The sequence below is a fragment of the Bacteroidota bacterium genome, assembly GCA_008933805.1.
Lineage (GTDB): Bacteria > Bacteroidota > Bacteroidia > UBA8524 > UBA8524 > SB11.
This window is the reverse complement of sequence record WBUH01000003.1, coordinates 169,641-183,567: the sequence shown is the minus strand read 5'-3', so window position 1 is coordinate 183,567 and position 13,927 is coordinate 169,641. Positions and strand designations below refer to the sequence as shown.

11 protein-coding genes are annotated in these 13,927 nt (G+C 43.1%); 5 read left to right on the top strand and 6 right to left on the bottom strand.

The window, feature by feature from the left end; all coding sequences use genetic code 11:
* The first annotated feature begins 53 nt into the window (after window positions 1–53).
* Window positions 54–4,661 (top strand): PKD domain-containing protein, encoded by a 4,608-nt coding sequence (locus F9K23_04740; protein ID KAB2917694.1) that lies wholly within the window; start codon window positions 54–56, stop codon window positions 4,659–4,661.
* Between the two features lie 591 nt (window positions 4,662–5,252).
* Here the strand turns inward: F9K23_04740 and F9K23_04735 are convergent.
* Window positions 5,253–5,732, bottom strand: coding sequence for a hypothetical protein (locus F9K23_04735; GenBank protein KAB2917693.1), 480 nt, complete (start codon window positions 5,730–5,732; stop codon window positions 5,253–5,255).
* A 45-nt stretch (window positions 5,733–5,777) separates the two neighbouring features.
* Entirely contained in the window at window positions 5,778–6,569 is a 792-nt protein-coding gene (locus tag F9K23_04730; GenBank protein ID KAB2917692.1) for an SDR family oxidoreductase, read from the bottom strand.
* Window positions 6,570–6,676: 107 nt separating this feature from the next.
* Here F9K23_04730 and F9K23_04725 point away from each other — a divergent pair, with 107 nt between their 5' ends.
* Together F9K23_04725 and F9K23_04720 are read left to right on the top strand one after the other, a co-directional pair.
* The gene (locus F9K23_04725) at window positions 6,677–7,243 is read left to right on the top strand and encodes a hypothetical protein (GenBank protein KAB2917691.1); all 567 of its coding nucleotides are present in this window, start codon (window positions 6,677–6,679) and stop codon (window positions 7,241–7,243) included.
* A 109-nt stretch (window positions 7,244–7,352) separates the two neighbouring features.
* Complete coding sequence (locus F9K23_04720; protein KAB2917690.1) at window positions 7,353–8,294, top strand: hypothetical protein; 942 nt, start codon at window positions 7,353–7,355, stop codon at window positions 8,292–8,294.
* Window positions 8,295–8,537: 243 nt separating this feature from the next.
* On the opposite strand, the gene F9K23_04715 is transcribed toward F9K23_04720, so the two are convergent.
* The 4 genes from F9K23_04715 to F9K23_04700 are packed head-to-tail and all read right to left on the bottom strand — an operon-like array spanning window position 8,538 to window position 11,903.
* Window positions 8,538–9,575, bottom strand: coding sequence for a DUF541 domain-containing protein (locus F9K23_04715; GenBank protein KAB2917689.1), 1,038 nt, complete (start codon window positions 9,573–9,575; stop codon window positions 8,538–8,540).
* A 54-nt stretch (window positions 9,576–9,629) separates the two neighbouring features.
* Entirely contained in the window at window positions 9,630–10,208 is a 579-nt protein-coding gene (locus F9K23_04710; GenBank protein KAB2917688.1) for a hypothetical protein, read from the bottom strand.
* A complete protein-coding gene (locus F9K23_04705; GenBank protein ID KAB2917687.1) occupies window positions 10,205–10,798 on the bottom strand; it encodes an RNA polymerase sigma factor in 594 nt (197 codons plus the stop codon). Before F9K23_04705 ends, F9K23_04710 begins: the two co-directional genes overlap by 4 nt.
* A 4-nt stretch (window positions 10,799–10,802) precedes the next feature.
* Window positions 10,803–11,903 (bottom strand): hypothetical protein, encoded by a 1,101-nt coding sequence (locus F9K23_04700; GenBank protein ID KAB2917686.1) that lies wholly within the window; start codon window positions 11,901–11,903, stop codon window positions 10,803–10,805.
* A 197-nt stretch (window positions 11,904–12,100) separates the two neighbouring features.
* Between F9K23_04700 and ald the strand changes: the two genes are divergently transcribed.
* Both ald and F9K23_04690 read left to right on the top strand, forming a co-directional pair.
* Window positions 12,101–13,228: an alanine dehydrogenase gene (ald, locus tag F9K23_04695; GenBank protein KAB2917685.1), complete on the top strand. Its 1,128-nt coding sequence runs from the start codon at window positions 12,101–12,103 to the stop codon at window positions 13,226–13,228.
* A gap of 118 nt (window positions 13,229–13,346) precedes the next feature.
* Entirely contained in the window at window positions 13,347–13,871 is a 525-nt protein-coding gene (locus F9K23_04690) for a serine acetyltransferase (GenBank protein KAB2917684.1), read from the top strand.
* The last annotated feature ends 56 nt before the right edge of the window (window positions 13,872–13,927 follow it).

The following is a 13,927-nucleotide window of genomic DNA, read 5'->3' as shown; positions in this document are numbered from 1 at the left end:
ATCGGAGCAACAAAACTCAGATTTTCTGAGTACCTTGCGGTATCATCTTACCTATGCGTTATTTATTTTTAGCACTCACACTGTTCTTAACCGGTTTGTGCCTTGGCTTAAGGGCCCAAAACATCACTAACGACACTGCCAACTACCCTTATTGGGTGGAAATGATGCAACGTCCCGGTGTAAATTTTGCCGCTACCCAACGTGCGTTTAATTTATACTGGCAACATCGGAAAGTAACCAAAGGCAGCGGCTGGAAACCTTTTAAACGCTGGGAGTATTATTGGCAATACCGATTGGACAGCAACGGAAATATTCCTGCTGCAAACGATGTGTGGAATAGCTTTTACGGACTAAAAGAAGAGATTAATACCAACCCTTTTGAGCAAAAAGGCGAAAGCGATATACAATACAAAGGCAACGAGGGCAACTGGAAACCCCTTGGCCCTATTTTACTACCCAACAACGTAAGCGGTCAACCCAACGGATTGGGCAGGGTAAACGCCATTGCTTTTCACCCTACTGACAGCAACATTATTTACGCAGGTGCACCTGCCGGAGGCTTTTGGATTACCAGAAACTACGGGCAAACATGGCGTACTACAACCGATAGTTTACCCTCGTTGGGGGTATCGGCCATTGCGGTAAACCCCTCAAATCCAAACACAATCTATATTGGCACGGGCGATAGGGACGGCGGAGACTCTTATGGATACGGTGTATTGAAAAGCAACGACGGAGGCGAAAGCTGGTTTCTTGCTAATACAGGAATGGGGAGTCGTACGGTGGGTAAACTACTGATTTACCCAAGCTCGCCCAATACGTTGATAGCTGCCACCAATAACGGGATGTATAAAACCACCAACGGCGGCAATACGTGGACTAAAACCTCATTAACGGCAAATTTTAAAGATGCCGCCTTTAAACCCGGTGATTACACAATAGTGTATGCTACCGAAGCAGGAAACTTTTACCGCTCTGCCGATGGGGGCGATTCATGGACAAAAATTACCAGCGGGTTGCCAACAGGGCATCGCGGGGTAATTGGTGTAAGTGATAACGACCCGAGTTACGTGTACTTCTTATTGACGGAAAACAGTGTATTTAAAGGATTATACCGTTCTACCAATAGCGGGGTAAATTTCAGTACCCGTTCTACTACACCTAATATTATGGGCTATGCTGCCGATGGCAGCGGAACTACAGGGCAGGGATGGTATGACCTGTGCATTGCTGTTGAACCTAACAACAAAGACATTGTGTATGCGGGGGGTGTGAATGTATTTAAATCAACCGATGGAGGTGCCAACTGGGTCATAAACGCCCATTGGACGGGCAGCGGCGGTGGTGATGATGTTCACGCCGACCAACACGTGTTTGAATATTCTCCTGTAAACGGTCGCTTGTATGTAGGCAACGACGGCGGTTTGTATTACAATCGCAACGGAGCTAAAGACTGGCGCGACATCTCAAGCGGGATGGCGATAGCCCAAATATATCGCCACGGTCAAAGCACTCAAAGCCGCAAAAAATATATTCATGGGTATCAGGATAACGGAACCGCTTATTTTGACGGCCAATGGCACACTATACGCGGCGGTGACGGTATGGATTGCGTAGTGGATTATTCTGACGAGGATATTATGATAGGCTCGTTGTATTACGGTGATTTTGTGCGTTATAATGACGGAAAATCAGAAGGCACATTTGCCGCCAAAGATAAACTGGGAATTACCGAAGAGGGTGGATGGGTAACCCCACTGATACAGCACAACACAACCCCTGCTACCTTTTTTGCAGGATACAAAAACGTGTGGCACACCACCAACGGTAAGGATGATGTAGCCAATATTACATGGACTAAAATTTCGGACAACCTTGCCGGTAGCAATACCGAAAACATCACCGCATTAGAGCAACACAGCACCAATCCCGATATTTTGTATATGTCGCGCAGCGATAATAAATTTTTCAGGTGTGATAACCCCAATGCTACTACCCCAACTTGGACAAACCTAACCTCAAAATTGCCGGTGGGCGGACTCACCCCTCGCTGCATTGAAACCGGAAAATACAGCAACAACAGGGTGTACATAGGGATGGGCAAAGTAATTTACCGCTCAGACAATAAAGGCGATACATGGACAGATGTTACAGGTAACATTCCCAATCTTACCATCAACACTATTGTGGTAGATACCTCAAAAAATCAGGAAGAAGTGTATGTAGGTACCGATGCAGGGGTTTACTACCGAAACTTTACCACGATGGCTAACTGGTTGTACTTTTTTAAAGGACTCCCCCTATCAACCAACGTAACCGAACTTGAGATATACTACAACATACCCAACCCAACCAACGCAAAACTACGTGCATCTACCTACGGACGCGGGATGTGGGAAACCGATTTGTATACCGACGGTACTAAAAAACCGGTGGCCGATTTTAGTATCAACCGCACGGAAATGTGCGTGAACTCAGTAGTTACTTTAGAAGACAACACAGGCTATATACCCACCAAATTAAAGTGGCAATTTTCGCCTGCCAACGTAACTTATCTAAACGGCACTACCGATACTTCTGAAAACATCACAGTGCGTTTAAATGTAAGCGGTAATATATCAGTTACATTAATTGCCCAAAACGCGAACGGCAGCGATACCGCCATCCGCCAAAATTATATTTATGTGTACGATACGGCCAAACGTACTTGTATTACCAATACCACGGGCACTACCGGGTTTGGTATTGGGGTACACAAAGTGAAACTTGCCAACGTTGATAACAGCAGCAACGGATTTGACCAAAACGGCAGTTATGAAGACTACACTTGCCAGCAAATCATCCAACTGAAGCACGATAGCACCTACACACTGAATGTTACTACAGGTTCATACAACGACGAGTCGGTAAAAGTATTTATAGATTATAACAACGACGGGGACTTTAAAGATTTTGGCGAGCAAATATTTGCAGGCCCTTCGCAACGCACCAACCACAGCACCAACTTTACTACACCCAAAACAGCAGTAGCCAATAAACTGTTGCGTATGCGGGTAATATCTGATTACGGTACTATAGGCTCACCCGATTGCCCCACGTTGGGCTACGGTCAATCCGAAGATTATAACGTGTATTTTGATGCACCCACAGCAAGCCTGACTGTAGCTAACGACACCCTTTGTTTTGGTGATACGGTGGTGTTTACTACATCATCTACCGGAAAAATAAATACCCTTTTGTGGGATTTCGGGGTGGGTGCTACCCCCCAAACCGCCAACGGAAACGGTACTTATAAAGTAGTGTACAGCAATGCAGGGTTTAAAAAAGTTACCGCCGCCATTAATGGCAGCACCGCCTATCAAAAAGACTCGCTGGTATGGATCGCAGCCAAACCCGTAGCAGGTTTTGTGGTTCGAGATACGCTTTCGTGTTCGGTGAGCAGGGCGTTTAACTTCACCAACAACTCCATCGGTGCAAGTCCGCTAACCTACACGTGGAAGTTTGGTGATAATACCACCGCCACCACAATACACCCCTATAAAACATACGCTACTGCGGGAAATTATACGGTGTGGCTGATTGCCAAAACTGCTTTGGGTTGTACGGACTCCGCTTCAAAAGTGGTTAATCCTTCTAACAGTTCATTAAACACTGCATTTACCATTGATACGCCTTCGTTGTGCTTAAAGGGTAATGCGTTTACAGTTACTAATACTTCGTCGCCATCATCGGGTACATTGGTTACGTATGAACTAAATTGGGGCGATGGTGCCACAACCGTTCCGACCGGAAGCGTACAGCACAGCTATAAAACCGAAGGAACTTATATTGTAAAACTGAAAGCCGCAAGCACAGCAGGATGCTCGGATAGTGTGCTAAAATCAGTTCAAGTGCATCCGCAACCTGTGGCCGATTTCAGCATGAACCCTTTTCTCGCGGGATGTGCTCCCATGCAAATACAACTGAACAACAGCAGTTCTGTTTCGGGCGGTACATTAAGCTATCTATGGGAGTTAGGGCAAGGGGATACTTCTACCAAAGCACAACTTTCAAAAACCTTTGCAACAGGCGGACTTTATGCAATAAAACTAACAGTCACTACCAATAAAGGTTGTAAGGACGATACTGCCAAAACCATTATGGTGCTTGATAAACCAACGGCCACGTTTAACAAAACCTATTTGGCAGATAAAAAAGTAACCTTTACCCCAAACATTTCGGGCTATCCTACTTACCGTTGGAATTTTGGAGATAACACCGGTACCCAAACAGGATTTTCGCCTACGCATCAATATGCAAACGGCGGCACATACACTGTATTGTTGGAGGTAGAAGACAACCAAGGATGCCGAAACACTAACTCTGATACGGTAAACATTATAGGTGTAGGGATTAATTTGCCCCAAAACATAAAAGGGGTACAAGTACTGCCCAACCCGTTTAGCAATAGTATTGACGTATCGTTTGTGTTGAGTTCAAAGCAGGCGGTTAGCGTTTATATAACCGATGTATTGGGACGTAAAGTGTTGGATATTTACAACGATAAGATGCCGATAGATACATTTACAACCACTGCAAACACCGAGCAATTACCACAAGGATTCTATCAGGTGGTGATTGAGGCCGGTACCGAAAAGTATGCGGTAAAGGTGGTGAAATAAAAACTTTCGTTAAGTAGAACGGGGGGTCGGGTTTAAAGCCCGAACCCCCGTTTTATTTTAAAGCAACGAGTTTGATATCCGTTTGTATCGACGTGTATTATGACTTAAAATCTTCTTTGTGGCGAAGTAAAGAACTTCAGATGCTTGCCGGGTGCTATGATTTGTTGCATAAGCAAGTGTAGAATAAACACTGTAACAGCTATAAACAAAAAAACCGCAGGGATGGCCTGCGGTAATTTCATTTTATCTATAAGGTAAAATGAAAGAAAGTATTGCTCTACCGTATATGCAGCAAATATTACACCAAACCACATGTTTTAATAGTGGAGAAGATGTATTTTACTGATATTCAGTAAAAATATTATTCTTCGATGATGATGCCCGATTGCTCTTTGTTTGGAGAAGCAATGGTGGTTAATTTGGTTTGCAGCTTACGGTTTTGTTTTTTAAGCACTGAAACCACTTTGTTTTTTCTTTCTTTTCTTTTTAAACGTGTAACTGCCATGGCGTAAAAATTTTAAAGGACGGCAAAGGTAAAAAATAAAACCTGATTTTTTCAATCAAATTTTACTTTGATTCAATCATTCTCATTTAATCGGTACTGTAATCATCCACCATCACCTCATCTATCTTTACAGTGTACCCTGCAGGCGGTTTAGGAGCCATTAGAACAAAGCGTTCCCCTCCACCCGCACGACACCCTCCCCAAATATTATATACCCTCCAAATCATTGCTTTGTGCGTGGTATCCAAATATAAACGATGAACGAAACGCACGTGGCAATCGCCGCCAAAATACTCATTCAATAAAATATGGGTACTGAGATTAAAGCTGTCGATACCCGCAGGCGGGCACTTCTCTTTTAATAACAGCAATGTACTGTCGTTATCAATCAGCCAAGGCACGTTAAAACAAAAGCGTTTACGGGGCAGCAGCATCTTAAACTCAAGAGGTATTAGTCCCTTTGCCAGTTCGGCTGAATCTGCTTTGGCACTATCAAAAGTACGCTGGGCAGAAGCAGCACTCATAACGGCTACACTGATAAGAAGGCAACAAAAAAAGCGTTTCATACGGTTTCATCCGATAAAACGCTTTTGGGTAAATAGTATTACGGTTTATAAGCTGGCCGTACGCCCGCCGTCAACCACCACATTGGTTCCGTTGATATAGGCTGCCATTGGCGAAGCAAGAAACGTAGCTGCATAGCCAATTTCTTTTGGGTCGGCAAAACGCCCTGCGGGAATTTCGTGCAGCATTTCACCTTCAACCGTGCCTTTGTCTTTATTTGTTTTCTCTGATTTATTTTCAATAATGGCACTCAAACGCTCGGTACTGGTGGCACCGGGCAAAATATTATTAACGGTAATGCCAAACGGGGCCAGTTCACCTGCAAGAGTTTTTGCCCAGTTGCCCACCGCGCCGCGTATGGTGTTTGATACGCCCAAACCGGGTATAGGTTGCTTTACCGAGGTAGAAATAATATTGATTATCCGGCCGTAGCCTTCGCGTTTCATGCCATCAGCTACGGTTTGCACCAATATGTGGTTGCACACCAAATGGGCTTGGAAGGCCGCCAAAAATTGCTCAACACCCGCATCAATGGCTTTACCTGCCGGAGGGCCTCCGGTGTTGTTTACCAAAATATGTACGGGGCTGGTTTTTTGCAGGTAATTATCCAGCTTCACTTTCAAAATATTGGGGTTGGCAAAATCAGCCACAATCGATTCGTGGGGTTGCCCGTAAGGAGTTGGCAAAGCGGCTTTAACCGCGGCCAATTTCTCAGGGTTGCGGGCTATTAATATCACAGTGGCTCCGGCCTCAGCCATCAGCATAGCGGTGGCTTTGCCTATGCCCTGTGTGCTGCCGCAAACTACGGCGCGTTTGTTTCTTAAATCTATCTGTAACATACTAAATGCAGCCTGCAAACCTAATGCTATTTTAGCCTTTGGGGGTAATTTTTTAATGAAATCTAAGCCCTAACTTTGTAATAAAATTTAAGAAGTAAGGACAACTGATGCACACACTGGAGCCATTTTTTTTATGGCGCGAATTGTACAGGGCTGAGGACGATAACCGCTCTCCGTTTTATGAACGCGAGTACAGCGAGTTTGAGTTTACCCACCAGATATACAACCACCTGATACACCCGCAATGGGACGAGTTTGGCTCGCCCACGTTATACATTAAAATTATTTATGCGGATTACGAAACCGGTTTTGCCGTTATTGAAATGATTGGCGAGTGGAACGATGCCATTAATAACGACATTATGTTTTTGAAACGCGAAGTGCTGGAGTTGCTGATGCAGGAAGGCATTGACAAGTTTATTATGATTGGCGAAAACGTATTGAACTTTCACTCAAGCGACGACTCGTATTACGAGGAATGGTTTAGTGATGTAGAAAACGGCTGGGTGGCTTTTATCAATTTCCGCGAGCACGTGCTGGATGAATTTAAATCGGCCAACATTGATTATTACGTAAATTTTGGAGGTGAAATGGACGACATGAACTGGCGTAAGTTTTCGCCTTACCAGCTGTACGATTCGGTAGATACTATGTTGAAACACCGCTTGGCGTAAACCTTCGTCCGATTTTAGGAATTCCCCGTCGTTTCTCCCATCTTCTTTTCCCGATGCGGTTCTGTGGCTTAAAAAATCAGGCTACCTTCGTAGCATAAACAATTATCAAATGAAATTTAATCGCTTAACTGTTTCGGTTGTAGCTGCTATTGCAGTAGTAGCTATCGTTTTATCAGGTTGTAAATCAGAGCAAAAAGCCATGTTGTCGTTTGCTCCCAAAAAAGGGAAAAAGTATGAGTATGTGATGAATACCGTACAAGATGTTGAAATGGAGCAGATGGGGCAAAAAATCAACAGTAAAACCAATATCGGGTTTACCTATTTGATGGCAGTAGGGGAGAAGGACAAGGATAACAATACTACTGTGGTCACCACCTTTAAGAGAATTGCATTTACAAGCGAAAGTCCGATGGGTAATATGGCATACGACTCTGATAATATTGATACAAATAACAACCCAATGATGGGGATAATGGCAAAAGCATTTGGTTCTTTAGTGAACAAAAGCATCACGCTGATGGTGAACGATAAAGGCGAGGTAGTAGCCCTTAGCGGTATGGAAGCGATTTTTGCCGATATGATTAAGAGCATGGGACTTGATTCACTTCCTGAAGCCGATAAAATACTTGCGCAATTAAAGCCGCAGTTTTCTGACGACCAGTTTAAGAAAACATTTGACGAAATGTTAAGGATATTGCCCGGTAAATCAATAAACATAGGCGAAAGCTGGGACATTGAAACTGAAAAGAACATGATGAATATGGGTATTAAAACCAAAAGCACTTATACCCTTAAAGAGATGAACGGGAAAAATGCAGTGGTTACTCTTTCTTCTGCGTTTGATGTAGTAAAATCGGGGGCTGAATTGCAGGGCGGTGAAATGAAAATGAACGGTACACAAACCGGCACTATCACCGTTGATACCGAAACCGGTTTTCCTTTACAAAGCAACATTACCCAAGATATTAATACCACTACCAATGCAATGGGTATGGAAATACCAATGAAAATGAAAGGTTTGATTACTATTACCTCAAAAGAGATTAAATAACCTCTTTGCAGGGTAAACCTGTTTATACAATTACGAGCCGCAAGGGATTTGAGTTCCCTTGCGGCTCGTGTTTTTTGAGGATTTGTACCGAAATCGTTGGGGTTTATGAGTGTTGTTCCATTTTGCCGACGGGCATAAAGCCCGCCGCTTGTGCAATGGCTCGTCCCGAATGGTTTTAAACCATTCGGGACGTTGTTTTCAAATGCGACAGGTTTTATACCTGTCGTAGCAAAATGATAGGTCTTACTTCTTTTTTATCGGAGTTTTGTCTTCGCAAGGCGGATTTTTGAGATTAATCAAATCAATTTCGCGGCGGCGTAGTTCAAAATCACGGTCTTCTTTCTGGCGTTGCTCAGCCTCCTCGTCAACTATTTTATAGTTTACCTGCAAGCTAAAATAAAACTGAACGGCAGGCTCATTGGTGGTGGGGTTTATCACATGGTCAAATTGCCCAAAGGGTACTTTTTCATAATATACCGTACTCTTTTTATCCGCGTAATTCACCTGCACCACATCTTTTTTATCCGTGCGGGTAAAGTGTGCGGGCGTACCTGATTTATAGGCGGTATAGCTTGCATAGCGTTCAGCAGGATAAACACTGCCGCGGGTTTCGCCCAAATCCAGTTGTTTTAGTTTTATACCCGTTTCGGCATAAGGCTGCATTTTCATTTTCACTATCTCTATGGCCTTTAACCGTAACTGTTGGTATATCTGCTCCATGTTCTCAATCACGTAATCCACCTTCACAAGGTCGTATATCTCGGCTTCAGCCGCTGCAACAATGATACCGTCAACCAGTGCGGTATTTTCCACACGTACGTGGATGTTCTTTCTCAATTCATATCCTGTAGCAATTTCATTGCCTGTAATGCTGTGCTTTTTTTTAGAAAATTCAATTTCGTATTGGGGTACTAACGAGATGAAATCAATATGAACATCCTCTTCGGTAACTCCCAAACGACGTAAGCCTTGTTTGAGTTTTCTAAAACGGGTATTTAGCATAGAGTCAGCCATTTCAAACGACTCGTTTACTTGCTCAGCACTCAAAATAATAATGTAAGCCGAAGGAAGTACGTTTACCATCACATCGGCCTTTAACGAAACCATGTTGCCATAGCTTTGGCCGTGATTGCTTATGTTTAAGTTAACGCCTGTAGGGTGATTATAGGGGATAAGTTGCGGCGAACTATTACTGCCGTTGTACAATGAGTTACCCGCGTGTTGGGCTTGGCCTGACAGCGCAAGAATGATAAATGTAAAAACCGAAATTACTTTTTTCATGGTGCTTTGTTTTTATGGCTGTACACCGACAAAGCACTTTGGTTCAATCAGGGATTAAAAAACAATCACTGTCATATTCACCAAATCAGGGTTGTTGGCTGCTGTTACCGTTTGAGATTGGGGTTCAGGAGTATGCTCAATAGTATGTGGTGTTTCAGTATTATCAGGGATAATGTTTGTTGGCGTTACTTCTTCTATTTTCTGAATAGGATTCTCGTTAACCGTTGGGGGCGTAACAGGTGTTTCAGTCGATGGTGTTGGAGTAGTCTTATTTTCAGCCACTACAGTAGGCGGGGCAGAGGTGAGCAACACGCCTGCTACCGTTGCTATGATTAGTAACGAGGCAGCGATGGATAAAGGCACGGCATACTTTTTAAATATAATCAACCCCTTCTGGGACTGCTTGTTGTGCTTTTGTTCAAATGCCTGAGTTAATTGCTGTTTCACACGGTTGGGCACAGGGTTTTCCATCGCTGATTCCACCGCTCCTTCAAGGGTAGTTAACAAGCTGCGAATGTTGGTGTACTCAGCCTCCGTAGCTATCCATTCAGCCACTTGTGCCTTCTCCTCAGCCGATAGTTGGGCATAGCTTTTTTCAAGGATTAATTGCTCTATAAAGTCAGGATATTTCATTGCTGTAAGAGGTTTTTAAAAGGGGTTAATTTTTGCGACAAAGCTTTTAGGGCATAAAACAGTCTTGATTTCACCGTTCCTTCCGAGCATTCCATTACCACTGCTATTTCTTTCAAACTTAAATGGTCAAAATACCTTAGTTGAAAGGTTTGGCGGTGGTTTTCGCCCAGTTGTTCTAGTTCCGTTTCAAGGGCGACTAAAAACTGCTTGTTATCAAATAAATGTTCCTGTATTGCGGGTAAAGCAGGCTCGTTTGCCGCAGGTTGCTGTATAATGCCATCATCGGGCGATTGGTGTTTCATACGCCGGTATTCATTTTTGCATAGGTTGTGTGCCGAACTGTACAACCACGTTTTAAAGCTTCGCGAGGGGTTAAACAGTTCAGGTTTTTCAATAATGTTTAAAAACAGTTTGTGCAGGCAATCCTCTGCCAGTTCCTTATCCTTCCAAAGCATTCGGGTAAAATAGCCCAGCAGTTTTGTTGCATAGCGGTTATACAATTCTTCAAAAGCACGCGAGTTGCCCGCCGTTGCTTTTTGCATCAGTTCTTCATCGGTATTTTTTGCAAGCGAAGCTTTGAACAACTGCATCCGTTTAGTTAAAGTAAGATTGATAGTTGTTCCAAAAGCCCAGTTGTTGGGCAAAATCCTTTGCTGCTTGTTTTGTTTGCGCTGCTTTGGTGGTATCAGTAGTTTTATAATGGCGGTACAAAACAATGTAACCCGGCATCAGGTTTTTAAGTACTTCTGTACCCGTTGAAGGGTAGGGGCTTACGGGTTGTTTTTCAACGAGAGTATTGTTTAAGAACGGGATATTATCCACCGCTGATGCTGAATATTGATAACACACACCCATGTTGTACAGTTGGGGCAGTATTGTGCTGTAATAATCTGGATTAACAGTGAGGGAAATATACACGCTCTTATTTTTGGGTATCGTGGTAAGAACTTTTTGTAATGCCGAGGCGTTGGGAGTTGTGTTGTTTGAATGACCTTTTTCAGTGCCTTCAAACTTCAAGCTATACACAGTGATGTGCTTGCCTGCATTTAAGGCAGCCAACCACAAAGCATACGTGTCGTATTCCCCGTTCGTTATTACACAACTGCTGTCAGGCAAGTTGTCAGCCATTGCTTTGCTCAAAGCATACAAACCTGTTTTTGGGGCTATTTGCGGTAGTTTTTGCAGCAGTAAGTTGCGTTGGGTGTAATTGCCCGTGTGGTGGTAATATTTTACCAATTCAGGTAAAATAATGGGGTGTTGAGGGCTTATCTTTTCAGCATCGGTAAGATACTGAGTGGCTTTTTCATAGGTAGGGGCTTCAAAATAGTTTACCATGTAAGTTTCAAAACTCTTCTGCGTGATGGCACTATCCATTTTAGCAGCAATGGTGGTAAGTGATTTATCTCCTTCGTTGCTAATAATGCCTTTATTGCTTTGCAGTTGGTATTGGCGTACAATCATGTAGTAGTTAAACCAGTTTTCCGCATTGTGGCTTTCTAACAGACATAATTTAGCCCAAACATCCACCTGTTTTTGCAGGGTTTGCAACGTAGCAGCATTGTAATGGGTAGCCATCAAGGTTGCGGCACGTTGGGCATTGTAGGTTTGCTCAAGCGATTCACGACCCCCGCTTTGGCCCCAAAGCACTTGCGTTGTTGCCAAAAGCGCCAGAATAAGTATTGCAAAAAATTTCATTTCAAAAGGCTGTACACACCAAAAAGTAGAAGGTTCAAAACCGAAGTTACAATTATATAGTTCTTAATGATAAACACGCTGTTGGATTGCGTTAAGGATTGTTAGAAGTCAACCTGCTTATACCAAAAATTTTAGCGTAAAACTTTAGCTTTTCAACTCAAATAAAAGCCTATTTTTGCGCACCAAAAATTCATATCATGATAATAGGAGTTCCTAAAGAGATAAAAAACAACGAAAACCGTGTGGCAGTTACCCCCGCGGGCGTTAAAGAACTTATGAAACACGGCCACACCGTGTATGTGCAATCAACTGCCGGTGTTGGCAGCGGCTTTGCTGATGAGGATTACTCAAGTGCCGGTGCTAAAATGCTTCCTACTATTGAAGAAGTGTACGGCATTGCTGAAATGATTATCAAGGTAAAAGAACCTATCCAATCAGAATATAAACTTATAAAGAAAAACCAACTGGTATTCACATACTTCCACTTTGCTTCATACGAGCCTCTAACCCACGCAATGATTGAAAGCGGTGCGGTTTGTTTGGCGTATGAAACAGTTGAGAAAAAAGACCGTAGCTTGCCTTTGCTAGTTCCTATGAGCGAAGTAGCCGGTCGTATGTCAATCCAAGAAGGAGCTAAATACCTTGAAAAACCTTTGAAAGGTCGTGGTATTTTGTTGGGCGGTGTTCCCGGTGTTAAACCTGCTGAAGTACTTGTACTTGGCGGTGGTATTGTAGGTACACAAGCTGCTAAAATGGCTGCCGGTTTGGGCGCACACGTAACCATTATGGATGTATCGTTGCCACGCCTTCGTCAGTTGGATGATATTATGCCTGCTAACGTGGATACCATGATGAGCAACGAGTATAACATCCGTGCTATGATTCAACGTGCCGACCTTATCATCGGTGCTGTATTGATACCCGGTGCTAAAGCTCCACACCTTATCACCCGTGATATGTTGAAAATGATGAAGCCGGGTACTGTGTTGGTTGACGTTGCTGTAGACCAAGGTGGTTGTATCGAAACTTGTAAGCCAACTACACACGAAGATCCTACTTATATCATTGATGATATCGTACACTACTGTGTAGCAAATATGCCCGGTGCTGTGCCTTATACCAGCACACTTGCACTTACCAACGCTACCTTGCCATACGCAATACAGTTGGCAAACAAAGGATGGGTTGCTGCCTGCCGTGATAACGAAGAATTGAAACTTGGTTTGAACGTGGTAAACGGTAAAGTGGTTTACCAAGGTGTGGCTGACGCCTTTAACCTTCCTATGAATAATGTTGATGAAGTATTAGGCTCACAAACTGCCTAATTACTTTTAGCAAACTATACACGCACCCTCTTTGTTGTTTATCAGTAAAGGGGGTGTTTTTATTATGGTTCTTTTGTGACTATTTTCGTCCTCTAACTCTGGTAAAGTCAAATTTTATATGTTAACTCAACTACGTTTTTTTGCAGGTGATGTTAAAAGAATGGCAGGTAAAAAAAAATTACGCGTTGCTTTTATATGGCTTAACCGTAGTTTTTGTGGTATCTTCTCATATCGGTTGGATAGAAGTCTATTTTTGTTTTTTGGGAAAACGTACCGTATAATCCGTATACCTCTGATACCATTGTTCAATATTTGGCAGGCTTACTCAAATATTGATATACATTATGAGGCAGAAATAGGCCCCGGTATTAATATTCTTCACTGCTCGATGGGGGTAGTTGTATCAGGCAAATCGCTAATTGGTAAAAACCTTACTCTCACTGGTGGAAATGTAATTGGTGCAAAAACTGAAGTTAAACCCCGGCAAATAGTTTTGGGAGATAATTGCTCAATGGGAGCCAATGCAGTGGTTTTGGGGCCAATAACAATTGGAAGTAATGTAAAGATTGGCGCAATGGCATTGGTTGTAAAAAATTGTGGCGATAATGTAACACTAATAGGAGTTCCGGCCAAAGAAGTATAAGACATTCTCACCTACCCATAATGCTTAAACAACTGTTTCAAATACTTAGCATCGTG

Excerpts from the sequence above, each read along its gene's own strand:
- F9K23_04705 (KAB2917687.1), bottom strand. The coding sequence starts at position 10,798 with ATGCAGTTGTTCAAAGCTTCGCTTGCAAAAAATACCGATGAAGAACTG.
- F9K23_04725 (KAB2917691.1), top strand. The coding sequence starts at position 6,677 with ATGCACACACTGGAGCCATTTTTTTTATGGCGCGAATTGTACAGGGCT.
- F9K23_04690 (KAB2917684.1), top strand. The coding sequence starts at position 13,347 with ATGTTAACTCAACTACGTTTTTTTGCAGGTGATGTTAAAAGAATGGCA.
- F9K23_04730 (KAB2917692.1), bottom strand. The coding sequence starts at position 6,569 with ATGTTACAGATAGATTTAAGAAACAAACGCGCCGTAGTTTGCGGCAGC.
- ald (KAB2917685.1), top strand. The coding sequence starts at position 12,101 with ATGATAATAGGAGTTCCTAAAGAGATAAAAAACAACGAAAACCGTGTG.
- F9K23_04740 (KAB2917694.1), top strand. The coding sequence starts at position 54 with ATGCGTTATTTATTTTTAGCACTCACACTGTTCTTAACCGGTTTGTGC.
- F9K23_04720 (KAB2917690.1), top strand. The coding sequence starts at position 7,353 with ATGAAATTTAATCGCTTAACTGTTTCGGTTGTAGCTGCTATTGCAGTA.
- F9K23_04735 (KAB2917693.1), bottom strand. The coding sequence starts at position 5,732 with ATGAAACGCTTTTTTTGTTGCCTTCTTATCAGTGTAGCCGTTATGAGT.
- F9K23_04715 (KAB2917689.1), bottom strand. The coding sequence starts at position 9,575 with ATGAAAAAAGTAATTTCGGTTTTTACATTTATCATTCTTGCGCTGTCA.
- F9K23_04710 (KAB2917688.1), bottom strand. The coding sequence starts at position 10,208 with ATGAAATATCCTGACTTTATAGAGCAATTAATCCTTGAAAAAAGCTAT.
- F9K23_04700 (KAB2917686.1), bottom strand. The coding sequence starts at position 11,903 with ATGAAATTTTTTGCAATACTTATTCTGGCGCTTTTGGCAACAACGCAA.